The sequence below is a fragment of the Glutamicibacter sp. AOP12-B1-11 genome (genome assembly GCF_052379245.1).
In the GTDB taxonomy this organism is placed as follows: Bacteria; Actinomycetota; Actinomycetes; order Actinomycetales; family Micrococcaceae; genus Glutamicibacter.
Genome location: NZ_JBQSYL010000032.1, coordinates 28,396 through 45,450 on the forward strand (window position 1 = coordinate 28,396; position 17,055 = coordinate 45,450).

Consider the following 17,055-nt stretch of genomic DNA (forward strand, 5'->3'; position numbering starts at 1 on the left):
CGTTGAGTGCCGAAGCTTTAACTTCCAGCGGGTGCGGTTCCCCGGTATACATGATCGGCCCAGGATGGCCTGCGGTGCCCGGGCAAGCCGGTAATGCGCGGGGTACCGTCGCCCTTGACTGAAGTCCCAATCGTGTTCGTTCGCTCGGCGCTATTTTGGGGCATCTGACGAACTGCGGTCAGGACTCCTTGTAGCCGATAGCTGAAGCTCTGCGCATCGAACCGTGCGCAGGCTTATCTCGTATTTGGTGAACCCTGCTCATGTTCACATCGGATGTCCGCGTCTAGCTCCTTCCTGAAAGATGGCGGGGCTGCGAATTAGGAACCCATGAGTGTGCCCGTATCACGGAGCTTGTTGACCGCTGTCTGGCTTAGATTCGTACTGTCAGCAATCAGGCTTACCGCAACCCCGTTGCCAAGTGCTTCAAGGATCGAGTTTTCGAACTCTGCGATGCTCTGCTGTGCGTCTGCCAATTCGGATTCGTCTAGTTCGGCGTTTCCTTGGGACGCACGCCGCATACGTGCCTGCGCCGCCAGCATTGACCGCGTAGCGGCTTGAATCCGCGTCCAGTCATATCCCGCTGCCGGGGGCGGCGCATCGTTGCCGAAAACGAACATCCAGTCGTCCATTGAATATTCCCAACCGGGGAAAACCTGAGTTCCCCGCTCTTTGGAATGGATCCTACCTTCGTGAATAAACGGTGTCAATGCGTGACCTGTCAGCCGAGGTGAGAAGAGGCGAAGTTGAATCTAAAGAGGCCGGCCTTGGCTCTTTGGCGAACCTTTACTTGTGTAGGCAGATTCGTTGCCAGCGATTCTTCGAAGTCTTTTTTAGGGTAAAAGATGCATGATTGATTATCATTGTAGTAATCAGAATGAATAAAATTAAGGATGACTTCTTGCCTATGAAAAAACCGGGATATGACACCCTGATCTATTTTTGGTTGAGCATCGCGCTGAGTTTTTTAGGATTCTTCCTGCTGTTCTTCGGGGCTCAGCTGGCATTTCGAGACGGGGATCCTAATCCCTTGGCGCTTTCACCATTCGAGCTCGCCTCGACCGGCTGCTTCGCATTGGCCTTCATATTTGGGCTCGTCGTCATTCATAAAATCATCGCCATGTTGATGTTTTTGGTGCATAAGAAGCAGTGATGAGCGAGGCTCGGTGTCCCAAGACAGCGAAAAACCCCGGAAGCACACGGTAGTACCGGTGTCCGGGGTTTTTCTTCACACGAGCCCCCTGGCGGATTTGAACCGCCGACCTGCTCTTTACGAGGGAGCTGCTCTACCCCTGAGCTAAGGAGGCCGATACCTGAAAACAGGCACCTCGCTACTTTATCTGAGTACTCGAGAGATCGTCAAAACGAGCTGTTTCTGTGAAGCCTTAGATCAGCACACGGTGCCATCTTCGGGCGCCTTGCCATCGATCAAGTAAGCATCAACCGCCTCGGTGATGCAGTCATTCGAACGACCATATGCGGTGTGGCCATGCCCTTCAAAAGTCAGCAACGTTGCGCTGGACAATTGCGAGGCCAGCGACTGCGACCATTCGTAAGGCGTCGCGGGATCTCCGGTTGTCCCGACCACCAGGATCTCGCCGGAGCCCTTCGCCTGCAGCTCCGCAGGTGCCCCAGTCGCGTCATGCTCCCACTCGTTGCAGGTGATTGCGCCGTAGGAGAGATATTTCCCTAGGGTGGGGGCTACGCGCATTAACTCTTCGGCTTCGGTCTGCATCGTGGCTGGGTCTGCATCCATTGGCCGGTCCAGGCAATTGATAGCCACGAACGCGTCGGACGAATTCGATGTGTAGGTGCCATCTTGGCTTCGGTCGCTGGCGAGGTCTGCAAAGAGCAAGACCTGATCTACATCGCCTTCCATAGCTTCACGCATGGCAGTGGTCAGTATCGGCCAGCTCGAATTGTCATAAAGCGGAACGATGAATCCGTTGATGAAATCGATAATCGGTACGGTTCGGCCGTCGCTGGACACGAGCGGTTCATTTTCGATTTGAGCAAAGAACAGTTGCAGTTGCACTTTGGCTTCTTCAAGAGTCCCGTCAAATGGGCATGCTTCACTGTTCAAACAGCTTTCGAGCCAGGCATCGATCTCTCGCTCAAATCCCACGGCCTGCGCCCTGTTCACCTCAGCGGATGAAACTGAGGGATCCATGGCGCCATCTAGGACGAACCCGCCAACCCGCTGCGGAAAGAGCTCCGCGTAGGTGGCGCCGAGGAACGTGCCGTAAGAGAAACCAAGATAATCGAGTTTTTCGTCTCCAAGGGCTGCCCGGATGATGTCCAGATCCTTGGCCGCCGAAACGGTGTCCACATGTCCGAGCAAATCCCCGGTGTTCTGCGCGCACTCCTTGGAGTATTCCTTAGATTGCTTGATGATTTCTTCTCGGTCTTCTGGAACCCAGGCGCGTAGGTTCTGTTGCCGGCTCAGGTCGGTTTGCTCATCTGTCTGACATTTCACCGGGGAGCTCTTGCCTACGCCACGTGGGTCGAAACCGATCGTATTGAACTCACGCTGCAGATCATTGCTGAAAATATGGGGCACAGTTTCGGTGACCATGCCGAGGCCTGACCCGCCCGGACCGCCGGGATTTACCAGAAGGTTTCGTTTCGCACCTTCCGAAGCACGTCGATTCAGCGCAAGATCAATGCCCTCTTGCTCGGGGTTTTCATAGTCCAGGGGCACCTGGATAGTCGCGCACTCCACTGTGCTGCCGCATGGTTCCCACATCACGTCTTGATCGTAGTATTCGGCCAGTTCGCCCTGGGCTTCAGGAGCCGCAGTAGGCGGGGATTTGGTGGCCGAAGGGGCAGCGTCCGTATCGCTCGGCCCGGAGCCAGCGCAGGAAACCAAGGCGAGGGACAACGCCGCGCCCAGTGACGCGAACCGGAGCAGGGAAATACGTGCAGTCACTTTTGCGTCTCCTGTTGAAGTTGGGGTATCGGTCGTGGCAGCTGCTGATCTAGCGACGGCCTGGCTTTGGAAGTAGCCGGGCCATGAGCGCCTCAAGGGCGATCAGTTGATTAACGTTGGCGGCCAGGCGCTGACGCGTTTCGTTGATTGCATCAAGCTGGGCGAGTGTCTTCTCGCTGGGTTGCGCCGCTGCGTAGGCTTCTAGCTTCGAGCGGAGATGTTCGTTGATGAGTTCTATGCCCGAATGCAGTTGCAAACTAAGCACATCGCGGAAAAAGGTCGTCAGATCTATCAGAGTGCGGTCCAAGGAATCAAAAGTAGCGCGCCTGGCGAAACGCTTGGCATTTTCCTCTAGGGCCTTGAACTGTCCGCGCAGTCCCGGAGGAATATTTTCCTCTTCGCCCAAGCCATTTGCGTGGCGAAGCTCGGCAATCTGTGCGCTGAGCTGCGAACCGGTCATGGCTTCGGCATGCTCGCTGGCCAGCGCAGAGATGTCTGCCGCGGCAGACATCGCCTGGGGGAGGGTAGAGAGCCGCAGCGGCAGCGTGACGACCTTTTCACGACGCTCGCGAGCCTTTTCATCTCGGGCTAACATACGGGCAACGCCAATATGGGACTGCGATACTCGCGCGGCAAACTCTGCCATCTCCGGTTCCAAACCGTCGCGACGCACCAAAAGCTCGGCGACCTCCGCGGCCGCAGGCACCGACAAGTTGACCGCGCGGCAGCGCGAGCGGATGGTCACCAGCACATCGGCCGGTGAGGGCGCACAGAGGATCCAGATCATCTGTGCAGGCGGTTCTTCGATGGCCTTCAACAGCACATTGGTAGTGCGTTCGGTCATACGGTCTGCATCTTCGATGATGATGATGCGCCATTTGCCGTTACCGGCACGTTCTTGGGCGCGCGTGATCAGATGCCGGACATCTTCGATCTGATAGGCGACCTTACTAGTGGAAACGAAAGAAACATCTGGATGGTTGCCCGCCATTACTTTCTTACATGCATCGCACTGTCCGCAGCCCGCTGGAGTTTGTGTACATTGCAAGGCCGCGGCGAACGCCCGGGCCGCGGTGGTCCGTCCGGAACCAGGCGGACCGGTCACCAGCCAAGCATGTGTGGGGTTGCCTTGATCAACCTCGGAAATCAGCGAGTCGACCACACGCTGCTGACCGGCGAGCTCGGCAAATACCAGCCGGCTCACAACAGACCTGCAAGGTGTGTCGTGATTTCCTGTTGGAGCTGCTCAACGCTGCCTGTCGCATCGACAACCAGATAACGCCGTGGATCCTTGGCGGCAAGTTCGAGGAAAGCGCCGCGGATGCGTTCGTGGAAATCATCTGGTTCGGATTCCAGCCGGTCCGAATCCTCCACCCCGCCGCTGGCAGCGATTCGCCGAGCGCGACCATCCGCGGCAGAGATATCGAGGATGATTGTGGCATCCGGTTTCAAACCGGTGGTCGCAAAGTCATTGATGGCCGAGACAGCCGAAAACCCTAGGGATCGGCCCATGCCTTGATAGGCCAGCGAAGAGTCGACAAATCGGTCGCAAATCACGTGGGTACCCTCCGCGAGCTTTGGAGCGATGAGCTGCTGCACGTGGGCTGCGCGGGCCGCCGCATAGATAAGAGCCTCGGTGCGTGAATCGATGTCGCCGTGACCGTGTTCGAGCACCAAGGAGCGTAGTTTCTCGCCGATTTGGGTGCCGCCGGGTTCCCTAGTGGTCGCTACGCGGGCACCACGATTTTCCAACCACTGACGGGTCATGGCCACCTGCGTGGACTTGCCGGCGCCGTCGCCGCCTTCAAAGACGATAAACAGGCCGCGCTGGGATGCAGTCGAATCGATACTCACACCTCTACCCTAACTAACCGGGGTCGGGAAAAAGGACAGATTCCAGGGCTTCTGGCCAAGAGTGACGAACAAGCCGGGTAACACGGGCGGACATGCACGTAAACGCTTGTGCATTGCGCCGCTATGCGGGCGTAATCTGGTGCTCATGAGCCAACTGCCAGAATCAGCTACCGAAGCACAAACTTGGGACCCGAACACGCTTATCGTGGCCGGGGGACGTCCTGCGCACACCAATGACGGCCCGGTGAATCATCCGATCACGTTCACCTCGACCTACCACTCGCACGGGCTTGCCGGCACCGGGGATCGCGTGTACGCGCGATTCTCCAACCCAAGCTGGGACCCGTTCGAAGAAGTCTTGGGTCAATTAGAGCAGGCACAACATCCGGCATTGGTGTTTTCTTCCGGGATGGCGGCGATCTCCGCGGCGCTGACCCTGGTGCCCGAGGGCGGCGTGCTGGTCTTGCCAAAGCATTCCTATAACGGTTCGTTGGGGTTGAGCGCTGAACTGCAGGCAGCCGGACGCTTCAGTGTACGAGCTGTGGATGTGGCAAATACCGATCAGGTGCTGCGCGCGATGGACGGTGCCGACGTGCTGTGGCTGGAGTCTCCAACAAACCCGATGCTTGAGGTTGCGGATCTTCCCGCGCTGTTGGCGGCGGCCAAGTCCTCGGGTGTGCTCAGCATCGTTGACAACACCTTTGCCACCCCGCTATTGCAACAGCCTTTGACCTTGGGGGCTGATCTGGTGGTCCACTCGGTGACCAAATATCTGTCGGGCCACTCGGATCTGATCCTCGGCGCGGTGGTCACCAACGACGGGCAATTGCATAGCAAGCTGCACGGGCACCGCACCTTGCATGGAGCCATCGCCTCGCCAATGGACGTATTCCTGGCCCTGCGCGGGGTGCGTACCCTGTCGGTCAGGCTCGAACGCTCGCAGGCGAACAGCCAAATCCTGGCCGAGCGGCTGGCCGCGCATGCGAAGGTGAGCGCAGTACGCTACCCCGGTCTGCCAACGGATGTCGGACATCAGCGGGCCACCGAGCAAATGAGCGGCTACGGTTCGGTGATTTCATTTACCGCAGGTTCAACCGCCAAAGACGCGGACCGGATGATCGAAGAGCTCCGCCTGATCACCGGCGCCACCTCGCTGGGCGGAGTGGAAACTCTGGCCGAGCGCCGGGCGCGCCACGCGAATGAACCCGCCACCGTGCCGGAAAACTTGATCCGGCTTTCGGTGGGTATCGAAGCCGTGGAGGATTTGTGGCGGGATCTTTCCGGAGCCCTTGAACGAATCTGAAGACTCACGACCCCCAGGCCGATGGACGCGCCGGAGAGAAAGGTAGAGTGTAGATATGGACTTGGCACGAATAATCGAGATGTACTTGATGTATGCGCTCAGCATTGTTGTCGGCGTCGTCGCCGTCTGGGCATTGATCGATTGCCTGCGCCATCAGGCGTCGCGGTTTACCCAAGAAGGTAAGCGCACCAAGGGCTGGTGGATGGCATTGACCGGCGGCGCCACCATCATTTCGGTGTTGATGGTGCTTTCCGGCCCAGCCAGCAGCGGCGGCTTCCTGCAGCTGATCGCGGCCTGTGTAGCCTGCGTTTACCTGGCGGATGTCAAGCCCGCGGTCAGCGGCCAGAGCGGCAACTGGTACAACTAAGGGCAACAAGCTTTTCAACGCCTCGGACTTCGTCAAGCGAAGACCGGGGCGTTGTTTTTTGCTGACATGTCTTAACTTTCGGCTACGCGGTGCATCGCATTGGATAGGATGGAATGTATGACCCATACTTTGATCTTGCTTCGCCATGGGCAGAGCGAATGGAACGAAAAGAATCTGTTCACCGGTTGGTACGACGTGAACCTGACCGAAAAGGGACGGGCCGAAGCCGCTCGTGGCGGCGAGCTGCTGGCTGAAGCCGGCTACAAGCCAGAGGTGCTTCACACCTCGCTATTGACCCGCGCGATCACCACAGCCAACCTCGCACTGGAAACGGCTGGTCGTTCGTGGATCCCGGTCAACCGCAGCTGGCGCTTGAACGAACGCCACTATGGTGCGCTGCAGGGCAAGGACAAGGCACAGACGCTGGCCGAGTTCGGCGAAGAGCAGTTCATGCTGTGGCGCCGCAGCTACGATACCCCGCCCCCGGTCCTGGACGATGCTTCGGAATTCAGCCAGGCAACTGACGAGCGTTACGCGGACCTGGGCGACCAGGCGCCACGCACCGAGTGCCTCAAAGATGTGCTCGAGCGCATGCTTCCGTATTGGGAGAATGAGATCAAGACGGACCTGTCCGCAGGCAAGACCGTCATGGTCACCGCGCACGGCAACTCGCTGCGTGCGCTGGTCAAGCACCTGGACGGCATCAGCGACGAGGCCATTGCCTCGCTGAACATCCCGACCGGCATTCCGTTGGTGTACGAACTGGACGAGAACTTCCAGCCAATCACCGCCGGTGGCACCTACCTGGATCTGGAAGCTGCCGCAGACGCGATCAAGGCAGTCGCGAATCAGGGGCGTAAGTAGCACGTTCTGAGTTTGTACGGGGCGCACCAGCGCCGGCACTTTTGGGTGTCGGAAGCGGTGCGCCTCGTCGTTTCTTAAGCGCAAAGTTCAAATGAATGTCAGGCTGTGAGCGAAACAACGACACAGGATTGTGTTTCTGGCATTAGTATGCTGTAATCTCCTATTTCGAATAGGCTCAATGGCTCACGTTAGGAATGCAATTCGTGGCAACTGATTACGATGAAGTCCGCCCGGACGTTGCCGAGGCGCGCAAGGCTTCTCTAGACGCGGTTAAGTCCGCAAACGCACCAGACGCGAAGAGCGTCGTGCGCGAGCTCGACGAGGCCGATCACACCGACGGTATGGACCTTCCAGGCGCAGACCTGTCCAATGAGGAACTGACCGTTACGGTCGTCCCGCAGAAGGAAGACGAGTTCATCTGCGGCTCGTGCTTCCTGATCCGCCACCGCTCACAGCTAGTTCGTGAAGAGGGCATTGTAGGTTTCTGCGTCGAGTGCGAAGGCTAAAGCCGGAAATACTCTAGCCTCCGGCATGTCCGGGGGACGCACACATGAAGGGTGGGACACCGATACGGTGTCCCACCCTTACTGCGTTAACTTCTGACTCTCGGGTCGCTTAGCACCAACCACTAGATATTTTGGTGACCTTGGGGGTTGCGCTATCCCACTCGATAGTGCCGCGGAAGGTTGTCTCCAGATCTTTCGTTTCGTATTCGTAGTACTCGGTGTCGTTCTTCTTGTACTTGAACTTGGTGCTTTGAGCGATGAAACTGTTCTGGCTCAGGCTTTCCAGGCCGCCGGTCTGCTCCGTCAACTTCATCGATGCGAGATCTTTCTGGCGTAGCTCGTAGGGACAGCCATCCGCCATATTCGTAGGAGGCGTGACACACGCCGTAGCGAAGTCCTGCACGGCCTTCAACGCGAGTTCTCGTGGCCGAAGACAGCTCCCGGGTAATCTCCACATGTGCGTTGCCGTCAACGCTGTAGGTGAGGCGAAGCGGTTCGGTCGATGCGGCGATGAAATCCGTGGACTTTCCCTTGACCTCATAAATTCCAGGGAAGGCAAAGAACTCGCCACTGAAATTTTCCTGCTCTGCGAATGCTTAATAGGAAGTAATCGGCCATGTAGCTCGTAGTGACTATATATTTCTGTGAACCGCCAGGCAGAGCTGTTGCCCTGGATCGTGACTAGCGGTAGGCAATAGACTTGGGCGCCCGCAAAAATGGCCTTGGGCCGGTGAGGAAATCACCGGCCCAAGGCCATCGAAGTACGTCGGCGCTAGTGCGCTAACTTGCGGAGCTTAGAACTCTGCTGGATCCCATTCGCCGGTTACCAAGTAGGTCACTTTGCGGGCAACGGAGACGCCGTGGTCACCGAAGCGCTCGAGATAGCGGCTGGTGAGCGAAACATCCACGGTGGTCGGCGCCGTCTCGTCCCACGCGTCGTCGGCGATCACGGTGAACACACTGGAATGCAACCCATCCAGCTTGTGGTTCAATTCGATAATTGCCCGGGCAATGGCCAAGTCACGAGTTTCGAGCAGTTGACCGACTTCCTTGGCGATCTGAATGTCGATCTCTGCCATCTGTGAGAATGTGTCGGAAATCTGCGCGGGGATCGCCGGGTTCGGGAAACGCAGGCGGGTTAGCTGGGCTAAGTGGCGCGCCAGGTCTCCCATGCGCTCTAGCGAAGCGCTCATGCGCAGCGAGCCTACGATCATGCGCAGATCCGAAGCCACCGGCCCCTGGAGTGCCAAGGTGTCGATGGCGCGCTCGTCGAGCTGGTTCTGCAGGAAGTCGATCTTCGCATCGGCTGCGATAACTTCCTGAGCCATATCGACATCGGCGTTTGCCAGCGATTCCCATGCACGGTCCATCGCGATGGCAACCAGCTTGGACATCTCGATCAGCTCTTCACCGATTTGCTGCAGATCTGCCTGAAATACCTTGCGCATTGAAGGTCCTTTCGAGTTACGGAATCCCACACCCTGATTTTGGGCATGACGGAGGGTCTGCCTCCACCTTGTCAGCGGGTTATTAACGAATATCCCACGGAAAGTGAACGTTTGGTGAATAGGATAGCGAAAAGTCCTATTTCGCGTCATTTGAGACCAGCCCCCAGCGCGTTGGAAGCTAGTCTGATTATGTGAACGAAGTAATTTCGACCCTGCTCGCCGGCCTGCTCGGTTTGACCTTGGGACTTGTCGGGCTTGCCGCCTACCGTTTCTCGCAGCGGCGTGCCTCCGGCCTTCCCGATGTTGACGAACCGGTGCTGCCCGAAGGCGCCGCCTCGGTGCTTTCGGTCATTGGCCGCGCGTTCGTGATCCTGGACGACGTGGACGGAGTGGTTCGCGCCAACCCCGCCTCCTATGCCTACGGGCTGGTACGCGGGCATACACTGGTCCACGAGGAGCTGGCGACGCTGGTGCGTCAGGTACGCGCCGACGGTGTGATCGCCGAGAGCCAGTACGAGCTGCAGCGGGCCACCCTGGGCGCCGGACAGCTGATCGTGCACGTACGTGTTGCGCCGTTGGGTGATGAGTACATCCTGCTGCTCGCCGATGACCGCACCGAGATCACCCGCACCGAGGCCATGCGCAATGACTTCGTGGCCAACGTGTCGCACGAGTTGAAAACCCCGGTGGGCGCGATGTCGCTACTGGCCGAGGCGATCAGCGACGGCGCCGATGACCCGGTGGCGGTGCGCCGTTTCTCCACTCGGATGCAGAAGGAATCCCGGCGCCTGGCCGCACTGGTCCAGGACATCATCGAACTCTCCCGGCTGCAGTCCAGCGACTCAATCCTGCACGGGGCCGATGTGGCCATCGAATCGGTGATCAGCGAGGCGGTTGACCGCAACAAGCTGCTCGCCGAGGAAAAGGGAATCAGCATTACCGTGGGCGGTCAGCTTGATGCCGCGATCTACGGCGATGCGGATCTGCTGATGACTGCCCTGCGCAACCTGATCGACAACGCGATCCGCTACTCACCGCCAAACACCACCGTGGGTGTGGGGCTGCGCCAGCGTGACGGCTACGCGCAGATCTCCGTCACCGATCAGGGTCCGGGCATCTCCGCCGAAGAGCAGGAGCGCGTCTTCGAACGCTTCTACCGGGTGGATGGGGCACGCTCACGGCAGACCGGCGGAACCGGCCTGGGACTGAGCATCGTCAAGCATGTGCTGGCCAACCACGGCGGCGAAGTATCGCTCTGGTCGCAGCCCGGGCAGGGATCCACGTTCACACTCAGACTCCCCATAGTGGATGAAGAAGGGGCCGAGCCATCGGAATTGGCCACCGATACGACGAAGGATAAAGCGAACGCCACGCGTGTGGCGGATCGTGAAGGAGGACGCCGATGACCCGCATATTGATCGTTGAGGACGAAGAGTCGCTCTCGGACCCGCTTTCTTACCTGTTGGAACGTGAAGGTTTTGAGGTGCGCATCGCCGACGACGGTATTGTGGCTGTCACCGAATTTGAGCGCCACGGCGCCGATCTGGTGCTGCTAGATTTGATGCTTCCTGGACAACCCGGTACCGAGGTGATCCGTCAGATCCGCGCCACCAGCCAGGTCCCTGTCATCATGCTCACCGCCAAGGACTCCGAAATCGATAAGGTGGTGGGCCTCGAGCTCGGCGCCGATGACTACGTCACCAAGCCGTACTCCTCGCGTGAACTGCTGGCCCGCATTCGAGCGGTGCTGCGCCGACAGGGCGAAGTCGAGGAGCTGATCACCAACGTGGTCACCGCCGGGCCTGTGCGCATGGATGTCGAACGCCATGTGGTTTCGGTCAGCAATACCGAGGTCGCGATGCCGTTGAAGGAATTCGAGCTGCTCGAAATGCTGTTGCGCAACGCAGGTCGCGTGCTGACCCGCGGACAGCTGATCGACCGGGTCTGGGGCAGCGATTATGTCGGGGACACCAAAACTCTCGACGTGCATGTCAAGCGCCTGCGGTCGAAGATCGAGGAAGATCCTGCAGTCCCAGAGCATCTGGTGACGGTACGCGGGCTCGGATACAAATTCGTCGCTTAGCTCGTCGCTGAACTAGCGCAGAAATGCAAAAGGCTTCGGCCTTCGAGAATCTTCCATCGAGGAGGAATTCTCGAAGGCCGAAGCCTTTGTCGTTTAGAAAGCGCTTAGTGGCCCGAAGTGGATTCGTGCTCTACCGGCTTCAGGTGTTCGGTGGTGGCCGAGTCGTATCCGCCCGGAACGAAGTCGCGGTATTCGGCGAGGGTGCCGTCGACTACCGGAACGCTGAACTCGACGGTTTCGCCGTCCGCGGTGAAGATGGTGACGGCGTGCTCGCCCTGGTTGACGCCAAGCGAGGAGATGACGGTTTCGTTAGCGTCGTCTTCCAACTTGATGACCTCGTTGGCCGGAACCTCGATCGTCACGGCAGATGCCGAGCCGGCCTTGATGCTCACGCTTACTGCGCTGTCTCCGTCATTGACCACTGAGCCGATCAGGCGGGCCTCGGAAGCGTCGGTGTTTGCGACGAACATCAGGTTGCGAACCTCGGCGTCGGCAACATCAACGTGGATGCCATCGGATGCGTTGTACTGGGTGGTAGTCGCCTGCTGGTTGATGGCGCCACAGCTGGTGACACCGAATGCCAGGGCAGCCACGGCTAGGGACGCAGCGATGCGGCGTCCAGCGGTCATGCGTGCGGTGATCACGACACTAACTCCTCGGTGAGAATAATGAGTTGCGGGTTTCGCGGCCATTTATCGGTGTTCCGCACCCAAGGCGCGGGGCAGCACGAAGACCACGACTGCTACTAAGCCTAACCGTAATTCGCGCCAGAACGTGATTTAGCGACGGGCAACACATCGATTTCGACAAGTTGTAGATAAGTTGAGGCGGCTTGTGGGAGAGGGGTGAGCCGCGCAACCTATTAACTTCATACCACGTTTCTCCCGCAAGTGGAAGAGGGAATTCCGCGTCTTTTCGGGGTTATTGGGGTCATGGTGAAGATTTCCCAGAGCGTGCCCGTGGTAGACTGGGAGGTGGGAAAGGGGTTTATTCACATGGTTTTTGAGGTTGGCGAGACTGTTGTCTACCCGCACCACGGCGCGGCAATGATCGAAGAGATCAAAATGCGCAAGATCAAGGGCGAAGAGAAAATGTATCTCAAGCTCAAGGTGGCTCAGGGCGACCTGACCATCGAGGTTCCAGCAGAGAACGTTGATCTCGTTGGCGTGCGTGACGTGGTAGGTCAGGAAGGCTTGGACCATGTGTTCGATGTCCTTCGTGCTGAATTTACTGAAGAGCCGACCAACTGGTCGCGTCGTTACAAGGCAAACCTAGAAAAGCTTGCCTCCGGTGATGTCATCAAGGTGGCAGAGGTCGTTCGTGACCTTTGGCGCCGTGAGAATGACCGTGGCCTGTCCGCAGGCGAAAAGCGTATGCTCTCCAAAGCCCGTCAGGTATTGATCAGCGAATTGGCTCTTGCCAAGGACCTGGACGAGACCAAGGCAGAAGGCCTGCTGGACGAAGTTTTGGCCTCCGCCTAAATTTCGTCGAGTTATCGAAGCCTGATGCCGAACGACAAGTAACCGTGGGACGCTGGAAAGCGACCCACGGTTTAGTCATTTAACCGCAGTTCTAATGCGGGATAAGCTGGGATTCGTGAGTGAGCAACGAGAAGAATCGGTAGCGGTCATCCTGGTAGCGGCCGGCTTGGGGACTCGCCTAGGTGCGGGCCTGCCCAAGGCGTTAGTTGAGGTCCACGGCAAATCGCTGGCCGAGCATGCACTGGACCGCATTCTCGAAGTGGGTGGAGTCAACGACGTAATCGTGGTGGTACCGCCGAAGGACTCCCGGCTTACCGAACGCCTTGCCGACTACCCGTCGCTGGTGCGTACAGTCCCCGGCGGGAACAGCCGCGCGGCCTCCGTGCGCAATGGTCTGGCCGCGGTCTCCGCGCAGATCACGCGAATCCTGGTTCATGACGCGGCACGCGCCTTCGCCCCGGTATCCCAATACGAGCTGATACTCTCCGAGCTGCGCAAGCCCGCAGTCCAGGCAGCCATCCCGGCCCTGGCGGTGACCGACACGATCAGCGTGGTCGGCACGGACGTGGGCTTGGGTTCGCCGACTATCGTAGAAACGCCGGATCGCAGCACCTTGCGGGCGGTGCAAACCCCGCAGGGATTCGACGCCCAGACCCTCATCGATGCTCATGCGCAACTCGACCACTACAGCTCCGAAGAATTAGCACGCGTCACCGATGACGCTTCGATCGTTCGCGTCCACGGGGTTGAAGTGCACGTCGTGGCTGGCGACGCGCGTTCGCTGAAGGTCACCCACCCTGAGGATTTGGATACCGTGGGGCGATTGTTCACCACCGCCGCAACGAAGAACCTGGAGAAAAACTTGGCCATCCCACGCATCGGCAATGGCATCGACGTGCACGCGGTCAGCACCGACCCATCACGGCAAATGTGGCTGGCAGGCCTTTTCTTCCCCGACGATATCGGTCTGTCGGGACACTCGGACGGGGACGCGGTAGCCCACGCTGCCTGCGACGCATTGTTCTCCGCCAGCGGGATTGGCGATCTGGGAACCCACTTTGGGGTGGATCGACCCGAATTTGCCGGGGCAAGCGGTGTGAGCCTGCTTGCAGAAGCTGCGCGTCTGGTCCGAGGCGCGGGGTTCGAGATCGGCAACGTTGCGGTGCAGTTCGTGGCCCGCCGTCCACGCTTCGCGGCGCGCCGCGAAGAAGCCAATCAACTGCTCTCTGAAGTCCTTGGTGCCCCAGTCAGCGTCACCGCAACCACCAGCGATGGATTGGGCTACGAGGGGGAGGGCATCGGGGTCACCGCATACGCCACCGCGCTGGTCTATCCGGCCACTCGGGCAGGGCAGTAAACAACGCGTCAGTGCGTTCCTTGTCGCATCCCCGCACAACCACCGGTTTCTTCGGATAACCTTAAAGATGTGAGCCTGCGATTTTATGACACCAAGACTGCGTCCGTACGAGACTTTAAGCCGTTAACCGACGGCGAAGTCAAGCTGTACTACTGTGGCGCAACTGTGCAGGGCATGCCGCACGTGGGCCACGTGCGCAGCGCTATTGCCTACGACATCTTGGTGCGCTGGCTGGAATACCGGGACTTTACCGTCACCACCGTGCGCAATGTGACCGATATCGACGACAAGATCTTGGAAAAGTCGTCGAACTCCTTCGCCGAGGAATTTGCCGCGGATCAGCACTACCCGCCACGGGAGTCTTGGTATGCGCTGGCCTACCGCTTCGAACAAGAGTTTGCCAACGCCTATGCAGCGCTCGGAGTACGCAGACCGACCTATGAGCCACGCGCTACCGGCCACATCACCGAAATGCATGAGCTGATCGAAACCTTGATCTCCCGCGGTCATGCCTACCCGGCCACCGATGACTCCGGAGACGTGTATTTCGACGTACGCTCCTTCGAGGCCTACGGTTCACTGACCCGACAGAAAATCGACGATATGCAGGCTGCCGCCGACGCCGATCCGCGTGGCAAGCGAGATCCGCGGGACTTCGCCCTGTGGAAGGGACACAAGGAAAGCGATCCCTACACCGCGTCGTGGACGAGCCCCTGGGGCCGCGGGCGACCGGGCTGGCATTTAGAATGCTCGGCTATGGCCGCCAAGTACCTCGGCACGCACTTCGACATCCACGGTGGTGGGCTAGATTTGCGCTTCCCGCACCATGAAAACGAATTGGCGCAGTCAACCGCCGCCGGTCAGGGCTTTGCCAATTACTGGATGCACAACGGCATGGTCACCTATGCCGGGGAAAAAATGAGCAAGTCCATTGGCAACACCATCTCCCCGGAAGAAATGCTGCAGCTGGCCGAACCTCGCGTGGTGCGCTACTTCCTAGGTCAGGCGCAGTACCGTTCGCAGCTGGATTACCGTCCCGATTCGCTCACCGAAGCCGCCGCCGCCGTAGAACGCATCGACACTTTCATTTCCAACGCCACGTACCGAGCCGCCAATACCGGGCTCAGCGTGGAAGCTACTTCGGTACCCGAAGCTTTCGGCTTCGCCATGGATGATGACCTGAACGTGCCGATGGCCTTGGCTGTGCTTCATGAGACGGTCCGCCGCGGCAACGCCGCACTGGATGCGAACGAAGAACAGACTGTAGCCGAGGCGCTCGACCAGGTACTTGCCATGACGCAGGTTCTTGGACTGGACGATGCACGTAGCGTCAGCACCGGGCAGGGAAGTGCCGAAACCGAAGCGCTGGACACGCTAATTCAGGCACAACTGGCCGAACGTACCCAGGCGCGAGCCGCTAAGGATTGGGCTCGATCAGACGCCATTCGCGACGCGCTAGCCTCCGCGGGCATCACCGTTGTTGATTCCGCGGACGGTGCCCGCTGGACCCTGACGAAGTAACCGCACCCGCGGCCATACGAAGAATTCAAAACAAAGGACACATCAAATGAGTAATCCTCAAGAACGCGCGGGAGCGGTTCGCAAGGGCAAGAAGGGCCCAACCAAGGGAAGTGGCGGCAAGGGCCGCCGTTCCCTGGAGGGCAAAGGCCCGACCCCGAAAGCCGAGGATCGTCCTTACCACAAGGCCTACCGCACCAAGGAGCTGGCCGACCGCGCAGCTACCAAGCGCAGCGCGGCTAAGCGTAATGACCGGATTAAGGTCAATGCCGAGATGGTGACCGGCCGTAATTCGGTCGTTGAAGCGTTGCGCGCCGGCATTCCGGCGAAGGCACTGCACGTAGCCATCCGCATCGAAGTTGATGACCGAGTGCGCGAGTCGCTGAAACTCGCCGCCGCTCAGGGTATTCCGCTGATGGAAGTGAGCAAGCCGGAGCTAGAACGCATCACCGACGGCGCGATTCACCAGGGCATGGCCCTGCAGATCCCACCGTACGAATACAAAGACGCCGTGCAGTTGGTGCAGAAGTCGGTCAAAGACTACGACCGCGGTTACTCACGTACCCAGCCGCTGTTCATTGCGCTGGATGGCATTACCGATCCGCGCAACCTAGGCGCGATTATCCGTTCGGCTTCGGCCTTCGGCGCAAACGGTGTGATCATCCCCGAGCGGCGCAGTGTGGGCATGACCGCTTCGGCGTGGAAAACCAGTGCCGGAGCAGCGGTACGTGTGCCAGTGGCCAAATGCAGCAACCTGACCAACGCGCTGAAGGAAATCAAGGCCGCAGGCATCTTCGTCATCGGGTTGGACGCCGGCGGAGATATGGATCTGCCGAATCTGGAACTGGCTACCGGCCCACTGTGCATCGTGGTCGGTTCGGAAGGTAAGGGACTGTCGCGTCTGGTCCGCGAGAACTGCGATGCGATTGTCTCGATCCCGATCGACTCGGCCATGGAGTCGTTGAACGCATCCATGGCAGTTGGCATCTCGCTTTACGAGGTTTCGCGTCTGCGTAACGCCGAAAGCAAGTAAGTTCTTTCTTTTCTGTTGGGCCTGTTTCCTGTGATTCCGCGGGAAAGCAGGCCCAACTGCTTTAAGCGTGAGCTGCTTCATAAGAATGTTTTTGACGGTTTTTTCTCGGAGACCAGCTCAACGAGCCACGAATTCCCGTAATGACAGGGAAGTTTGGATGAATAACGGGCCATGCGCCCGATTTTGCGTTCACCTCAAAGACGTGTAGAGTTATTTCTCGCGCCGCTTGAACGGAAAGCCCGAAAGGGAACGAAATTCAAGAGACGTAAACAAGTGGAAAACATGGAGTTGACAACAGTCAACAAGATGGTAACC

At 58.8% G+C, this 17,055-nt stretch carries 18 protein-coding genes and 1 tRNA gene; 11 read left to right on the forward strand and 8 right to left on the reverse strand.

Annotation, left to right across the window (positions count from 1 at the left end):
* Nucleotides 1–317 precede the first annotated feature (317 nt).
* Entirely contained in the window at nucleotides 318–629 is a 312-nt protein-coding gene (locus ACT3UQ_RS16665) for a hypothetical protein (RefSeq protein ID WP_105553379.1), read from the reverse strand.
* A 275-nt stretch (nucleotides 630–904) separates the two neighbouring features.
* Between ACT3UQ_RS16665 and ACT3UQ_RS16670 the strand changes: the two genes are divergently transcribed.
* Nucleotides 905–1,150 carry a hypothetical protein gene (locus ACT3UQ_RS16670; protein WP_105650181.1) on the forward strand — a complete coding sequence of 82 codons (246 nt, stop codon included), beginning with the start codon at nucleotides 905–907 and terminating at the stop codon, nucleotides 1,148–1,150.
* An 82-nt stretch (nucleotides 1,151–1,232) separates the two neighbouring features.
* On the opposite strand, the gene ACT3UQ_RS16675 is transcribed toward ACT3UQ_RS16670, so the two are convergent.
* The 4 genes from ACT3UQ_RS16675 to tmk form a co-directional block, all read right to left on the reverse strand.
* Nucleotides 1,233–1,304 (reverse strand) — tRNA-Thr (locus tag ACT3UQ_RS16675).
* A gap of 83 nt (nucleotides 1,305–1,387) precedes the next feature.
* Nucleotides 1,388–2,926, reverse strand: a complete 1,539-nt coding sequence (locus ACT3UQ_RS16680) for an alpha/beta hydrolase (RefSeq protein WP_258133981.1) — start codon at nucleotides 2,924–2,926, stop codon at nucleotides 1,388–1,390.
* Nucleotides 2,927–2,975: 49 nt separating this feature from the next.
* Nucleotides 2,976–4,130, reverse strand: coding sequence for a DNA polymerase III subunit delta' (locus ACT3UQ_RS16685; protein ID WP_105553377.1), 1,155 nt, complete (start codon nucleotides 4,128–4,130; stop codon nucleotides 2,976–2,978).
* Nucleotides 4,127–4,780 (reverse strand): dTMP kinase, encoded by a 654-nt coding sequence (gene tmk, locus ACT3UQ_RS16690; RefSeq protein ID WP_444637560.1) that lies wholly within the window; start codon nucleotides 4,778–4,780, stop codon nucleotides 4,127–4,129. Before tmk ends, ACT3UQ_RS16685 begins: the two co-directional genes overlap by 4 nt.
* A gap of 145 nt (nucleotides 4,781–4,925) precedes the next feature.
* Between tmk and ACT3UQ_RS16695 the strand changes: the two genes are divergently transcribed.
* The 4 genes from ACT3UQ_RS16695 to ACT3UQ_RS16710 all read left to right on the forward strand — a co-directional run bounded on the left by ACT3UQ_RS16695 (nucleotide 4,926) and on the right by ACT3UQ_RS16710 (nucleotide 7,820).
* A complete protein-coding gene (locus ACT3UQ_RS16695; protein WP_105553375.1) occupies nucleotides 4,926–6,083 on the forward strand; it encodes a trans-sulfuration enzyme family protein in 1,158 nt (385 codons plus the stop codon).
* Nucleotides 6,084–6,138: 55 nt separating this feature from the next.
* The gene (locus ACT3UQ_RS16700) at nucleotides 6,139–6,450 is read left to right on the forward strand and encodes a DUF2516 family protein (protein ID WP_096283063.1); all 312 of its coding nucleotides are present in this window, start codon (nucleotides 6,139–6,141) and stop codon (nucleotides 6,448–6,450) included.
* A gap of 117 nt (nucleotides 6,451–6,567) precedes the next feature.
* A complete protein-coding gene (locus ACT3UQ_RS16705) occupies nucleotides 6,568–7,314 on the forward strand; it encodes a phosphoglyceromutase (protein WP_096283064.1) in 747 nt (248 codons plus the stop codon).
* A 203-nt stretch (nucleotides 7,315–7,517) separates the two neighbouring features.
* Nucleotides 7,518–7,820: a DUF4193 domain-containing protein gene (locus ACT3UQ_RS16710; protein ID WP_096283070.1), complete on the forward strand. Its 303-nt coding sequence runs from the start codon at nucleotides 7,518–7,520 to the stop codon at nucleotides 7,818–7,820.
* A gap of 109 nt (nucleotides 7,821–7,929) precedes the next feature.
* On the opposite strand, the gene ACT3UQ_RS16715 is transcribed toward ACT3UQ_RS16710, so the two are convergent.
* Entirely contained in the window at nucleotides 7,930–8,133 is a 204-nt protein-coding gene (locus tag ACT3UQ_RS16715; RefSeq protein ID WP_146112457.1) for a hypothetical protein, read from the reverse strand.
* A 481-nt stretch (nucleotides 8,134–8,614) separates the two neighbouring features.
* Nucleotides 8,615–9,268 (reverse strand): phosphate signaling complex protein PhoU, encoded by a 654-nt coding sequence (gene phoU, locus ACT3UQ_RS16720; RefSeq protein ID WP_105553373.1) that lies wholly within the window; start codon nucleotides 9,266–9,268, stop codon nucleotides 8,615–8,617.
* Between the two features lie 191 nt (nucleotides 9,269–9,459).
* Between phoU and ACT3UQ_RS16725 the strand changes: the two genes are divergently transcribed.
* Both ACT3UQ_RS16725 and ACT3UQ_RS16730 read left to right on the forward strand, forming a co-directional pair.
* The gene (locus tag ACT3UQ_RS16725; protein ID WP_105553372.1) at nucleotides 9,460–10,674 is read left to right on the forward strand and encodes a sensor histidine kinase; all 1,215 of its coding nucleotides are present in this window, start codon (nucleotides 9,460–9,462) and stop codon (nucleotides 10,672–10,674) included.
* Complete coding sequence (locus tag ACT3UQ_RS16730; protein WP_096283068.1) at nucleotides 10,671–11,351, forward strand: response regulator transcription factor; 681 nt, start codon at nucleotides 10,671–10,673, stop codon at nucleotides 11,349–11,351. Before ACT3UQ_RS16725 ends, ACT3UQ_RS16730 begins: the two co-directional genes overlap by 4 nt.
* Nucleotides 11,352–11,455: 104 nt before the next feature.
* On the opposite strand, the gene ACT3UQ_RS16735 is transcribed toward ACT3UQ_RS16730, so the two are convergent.
* Complete coding sequence (locus tag ACT3UQ_RS16735; protein WP_105553371.1) at nucleotides 11,456–11,995, reverse strand: hypothetical protein; 540 nt, start codon at nucleotides 11,993–11,995, stop codon at nucleotides 11,456–11,458.
* A gap of 351 nt (nucleotides 11,996–12,346) precedes the next feature.
* Between ACT3UQ_RS16735 and ACT3UQ_RS16740 the strand changes: the two genes are divergently transcribed.
* The 4 genes from ACT3UQ_RS16740 (at nucleotide 12,347) to rlmB (ending at nucleotide 16,740) form a co-directional block, all read left to right on the forward strand.
* Nucleotides 12,347–12,832 carry a CarD family transcriptional regulator gene (locus tag ACT3UQ_RS16740; RefSeq protein WP_096288501.1) on the forward strand — a complete coding sequence of 162 codons (486 nt, stop codon included), beginning with the start codon at nucleotides 12,347–12,349 and terminating at the stop codon, nucleotides 12,830–12,832.
* Between the two features lie 115 nt (nucleotides 12,833–12,947).
* Complete coding sequence (gene ispD, locus ACT3UQ_RS16745) at nucleotides 12,948–14,189, forward strand: 2-C-methyl-D-erythritol 4-phosphate cytidylyltransferase (protein WP_444637561.1); 1,242 nt, start codon at nucleotides 12,948–12,950, stop codon at nucleotides 14,187–14,189.
* Nucleotides 14,190–14,258: 69 nt separating this feature from the next.
* Nucleotides 14,259–15,710 carry a cysteine--tRNA ligase gene (gene cysS, locus ACT3UQ_RS16750; RefSeq protein ID WP_444637562.1) on the forward strand — a complete coding sequence of 484 codons (1,452 nt, stop codon included), beginning with the start codon at nucleotides 14,259–14,261 and terminating at the stop codon, nucleotides 15,708–15,710.
* A gap of 46 nt (nucleotides 15,711–15,756) precedes the next feature.
* Nucleotides 15,757–16,740 (forward strand): 23S rRNA (guanosine(2251)-2'-O)-methyltransferase RlmB, encoded by a 984-nt coding sequence (rlmB, locus tag ACT3UQ_RS16755; protein WP_096288490.1) that lies wholly within the window; start codon nucleotides 15,757–15,759, stop codon nucleotides 16,738–16,740.
* Nucleotides 16,741–17,055: the final 315 nt, after the last annotated feature.

Bases quoted from the DNA above. Each gene is read 5' to 3' on its own strand.
- rlmB (WP_096288490.1), top strand. From the start codon at position 15,757: ATGAGTAATCCTCAAGAACGCGCGGGAGCGGTTCGCAAGGGCAAGAAG.
- ACT3UQ_RS16715 (WP_146112457.1), bottom strand. From the start codon at position 8,133: ATGAAGTTGACGGAGCAGACCGGCGGCCTGGAAAGCCTGAGCCAGAAC.
- ACT3UQ_RS16695 (WP_105553375.1), top strand. From the start codon at position 4,926: ATGAGCCAACTGCCAGAATCAGCTACCGAAGCACAAACTTGGGACCCG.
- ACT3UQ_RS16665 (WP_105553379.1), bottom strand. From the start codon at position 629: ATGGACGACTGGATGTTCGTTTTCGGCAACGATGCGCCGCCCCCGGCA.
- ACT3UQ_RS16670 (WP_105650181.1), top strand. From the start codon at position 905: ATGAAAAAACCGGGATATGACACCCTGATCTATTTTTGGTTGAGCATC.
- ACT3UQ_RS16740 (WP_096288501.1), top strand. From the start codon at position 12,347: ATGGTTTTTGAGGTTGGCGAGACTGTTGTCTACCCGCACCACGGCGCG.
- ACT3UQ_RS16700 (WP_096283063.1), top strand. From the start codon at position 6,139: ATGGACTTGGCACGAATAATCGAGATGTACTTGATGTATGCGCTCAGC.
- phoU (WP_105553373.1), bottom strand. From the start codon at position 9,268: ATGCGCAAGGTATTTCAGGCAGATCTGCAGCAAATCGGTGAAGAGCTG.
- ACT3UQ_RS16705 (WP_096283064.1), top strand. From the start codon at position 6,568: ATGACCCATACTTTGATCTTGCTTCGCCATGGGCAGAGCGAATGGAAC.
- ACT3UQ_RS16730 (WP_096283068.1), top strand. From the start codon at position 10,671: ATGACCCGCATATTGATCGTTGAGGACGAAGAGTCGCTCTCGGACCCG.